This is a genomic window from Shewanella sp. 10N.286.45.A1 (assembly GCF_041470405.1).
Taxonomy (GTDB): Bacteria; Pseudomonadota; Gammaproteobacteria; order Enterobacterales; family Shewanellaceae; genus Shewanella.
Map to the genome: position 1 here is coordinate 1 of NZ_JBFRMK010000400.1, position 3,596 is coordinate 3,596.

The 3,596-nt window shown below is 41.4% G+C and carries 3 protein-coding genes; 2 read left to right on the plus strand and 1 reads right to left on the minus strand.

What is annotated here, in order from left to right; genetic code table 11:
• Nucleotides 1–153 precede the first annotated feature (153 nt).
• Nucleotides 154–2,028: a choice-of-anchor I family protein gene (locus AB4238_RS21925; RefSeq protein WP_372035699.1), complete on the plus strand. Its 1,875-nt coding sequence runs from the start codon at nt 154–156 to the stop codon at nt 2,026–2,028.
• A gap of 159 nt (nt 2,029–2,187) precedes the next feature.
• On the opposite strand, the gene AB4238_RS21930 is transcribed toward AB4238_RS21925, so the two are convergent.
• Nucleotides 2,188–2,529 (minus strand): hypothetical protein, encoded by a 342-nt coding sequence (locus AB4238_RS21930; RefSeq protein ID WP_372035701.1) that lies wholly within the window; start codon nt 2,527–2,529, stop codon nt 2,188–2,190.
• A 293-nt stretch (nt 2,530–2,822) separates the two neighbouring features.
• Here AB4238_RS21930 and AB4238_RS21935 point away from each other — a divergent pair, with 293 nt between their 5' ends.
• Nucleotides 2,823–3,575, plus strand: coding sequence for a Nif3-like dinuclear metal center hexameric protein (locus tag AB4238_RS21935; protein WP_372035703.1), 753 nt, complete (start codon nt 2,823–2,825; stop codon nt 3,573–3,575).
• Nucleotides 3,576–3,596: the final 21 nt, after the last annotated feature.

Here is a 3,596-nt window from a genome sequence, read left to right on the forward strand (position 1 = left end):
AACTGCGGCAAAAACAACCTTCAAAGATCGGCGGCCCTTCGTCATTAAACTGTTTTGTTTCTGTCATCTCAGCGACTTTTTAAAACCTTAGGTTAAGCACTTTTATTGTCTCGCCTTTAGCGAAAGGCGCACTCAGGATCAAAAGGGAAGTCGATGAATAAACGGAACAAAGCACTATCTTTGTTAATTTCCGCACTGCTTTTGTCAGCGTGTGCAGATGATGGCACTGATGGATTAGCAGGCGACAATGGTCGAGATACACTGGTGGATATCACATCACTAGATATTGGTAGTGAGCAATGTGCTATGGGAGGTAAGTTATTGCAAACAGGTTTAGATCTAAATGCTAATGGCGAACTTGATAGCAGTGAGATTGATGATGAACAGTCGCAAGTTATTTGTAACGGAAAAACGACTCAATTAAGCGCACAGCTAGTCGGACGTTATCAAAGCGGTATTTACGGGCTAAGTGCGGCTGAAATTGTAGACTTTCATACTGGTTCAAAACAGATTTTTGTGATTAATGCTAAAAGTGGCAGAGTGGATGTGTTAAATGCAGCGGACATTTCGCTTGATGATGCTGTCACCGGTAGTGGTGCAATAGCGTTAGATAACATAGCAAAAACTTCCGATATCGATATAGTTACTGACGTTAACCTTACAGGTTTAGGTGGTGTTAATAGTCTAAGTATTTATCAAGATTTGTTAGCTGTAGCGATAGAGCGAGCAGATACTCTGGGTAATAGCAAACAAGGCAATGGCGTGGTTGCTTTTTATCGAATCAATAATGCTGGCGAAGCGCTTTATCTTCATGCTGTAGAAGTTGGTGCGCTGCCAGATAATCTAACTTTTAATAAAGATGGTTCGCTCTTGGTTGTTGCAAATGAGGGGGAACCCAACGGGGATTATACAGTTGATCCAGAAGGTAGCTTGTCGTTGATAACAATCACAGACAGTGTACCTGCAACCTCCTCAACTAATATAGGCTTTGCTGACTTTAATCTTGATGGAATTCGGGCTAATGAACTTGATCCTAAGATTAAAATTAATGGGCCCAATGCATCGGTTGCTCAAGATCTGGAGCCTGAGTACATCGCAATAAGCGAAGATAATTTAAAAGCGTACGTATCATTACAAGAGAACAATGCCATTGCTGTGTTAGATCTTAATAGCAAGGAGATCACAGCCATTTTACCTCTTGGCCTTAAGGACTACGGTTTATATGAAAATCGAATTGATGCGAGTGATAAAGACGGCAAAGTTCACTTTAATGCCTATGCTGAGGTTTATGGTATGTATCAACCTGACACCATTAGTAGTTATCAGTGGCAGAGTAGTAATTTTATCGTTACTGCAAATGAAGGTGATGCAAGAGACTATGATGGCTTTTCTGAAGAAGCGAGAGCACAAGACTTACTCTTGGATGCCGCACATCCACAGCTACTTGCAGCAAAGGATAAATCTCAACTCGGTCGATTAAAGGTAACAACGAGTTTGGGTGATATTGATAATGATGGCGATGTTGATCAAATAGTGAGTTACGGGGCCCGCTCTTTCTCCATTTGGGACGAAAACGGTAACCAAGTGTTTGATAGTGGCTCTGACTTTTCACGGATAACCGCTGCGGTGCTGGGTTCAAACTTCAACAACAATAACGACGAGAATAAAGGTGATAGCCGCAGTGATGATAAAGCGGGCGAGCCGGAAGCGCTAGCTATTGGCAAGATAGCTGAACAATATTATGCTTTTATAGGATTAGAGCGTACTGGTGGGGTGATGATTTACAATATTACGAATCCCTTTGCCGTGAGCTTTGTCGACTATATTATTAATCGTGATTTTGATACCGATTTTGAAATTAATACCGATAGTGGTGACGTCGAAGGGGATGCCAGCCTGGCTGGAGATCTAGGTCCTGAAGGGATGAAGTTCATCAGTGCTGAAAATAGCCCAACGTCCGAACCGTTGTTGGTTATTGGAAATGAAGTCAGCGGCACGACAAGTGTATACGCACTAGGCTTTAACTAGGGCTATCGCTATCGTTTGCCTTAATTAGATAATAAAAAACTCCGTTACTTCATCAGTAACGGAGTTTTAGTTTCGATATGTGTGCTTGTATGAGAGCTTTGGTTAGCACTTCTACAAACTAAGCAAAAACGAGAAGCGTTGATTGCTTAAACGAATATCTTAGAAGCCGCGAGGTAGTTGACCTTTACCGGCTAATTTTTCACGCCAAAGTTCTTTTGGTGTTTTGCCACCATTGTTTGACGCAGGCTTAGCAGCCTTTTTAGCTGGGGCTTTTTTAGCGGCAGGTTTCGCTGCTACTTTTTTCTCGGCTTTAGCTGTAACAGGGGCGCTATCGCCACCGATTTCAACTAGCATCGCTTCTAAATCGCTGAAGCGTAATGATTTACCGCCATCGATTTTGTACCAGCTACCTTTCTGTTCAATTTTAACAGCTTGGCCTTCTTGCTTTGCAAGTGCAGCCTCAAGTGTGCTGATAACCTCTTCTTTGGTCAGTTTTGACATAGTAATAACCTGTTTGTTTTTGTGTGTTACATGAAGGTTTGGCATGATTTTATCGTTTAATGCACCAAAAAGTCCAATTTTCACCACAAATGGCTTCATTTATATGATGATTTAGACATTTCATAGCGATTAAGTGAGTCAAAGTAGGTGCTATTTGGACGAGGTTGATTGTGTTATTAAAGTCATCTTCGATTTTTGTAGTCGAATAAGGGTTGATTTGAACTTGTGTTGGCTTGTTTGAATAGAAAAAGCGACAATATAGACATAGAAATGATTTATTTTTGGGTGAGCAGATGACACGAACAGAATTAAGCCAGTATTTGGCACAGTATCTTCAAGTAGCAAATTTTAAGGATTACGCTCCGAATGGGTTACAAATTGAAGGTAAACAAGAGATAAAAACCATCGTAACGGGTGTTACTGCTTGCCAAGCGTTAATTGATGAAGCGATTAAACTCGATGCGGATGCTATTTTGGTTCACCATGGCTTTTTTTGGAAAAATGAACCTGAAATTATAGTTGGCATGAAGCAGAAACGGATTAAAGCTTTACTGACTAATGATATCAATTTATTTGGTTATCACCTGCCGTTAGATGCACATCCTGAAGTGGGCAATAATGCGCAACTGGGCAAAGTGCTCGGAATTGATAATGCGAGGGTGATTGAAGGGCATGCGCAGGGATTGGTGTGGCGTGGTGAACTAAGTGTTCCAGTTCAAGCAAAAGAGTTAGCTCACGCAATATCACACACTTTATCACGTGAATGTTTACACCTTGGTGATGAATCTAGCCTGGTTGAAACGATTGCTTGGTGTACCGGAGGCGCACAAGATTATATCGATTTGGCCGCGTCGCTTGGCATTGATGCATTTATCAGTGGTGAAGCTTCTGAACGTACCTACCACTGCGCTGTAGAGCAAGGTATTCAGTATTATGGGGCAGGGCACCATAATACTGAACTCTATGGTATCCAAGCTTTAGGTAAGCATTTAGCCACTAAGTTTGGATTAATCCATCAGTTTGTTGATATCAGCAATCCTGTTTAGTGGTTATTATACCAATTGCAT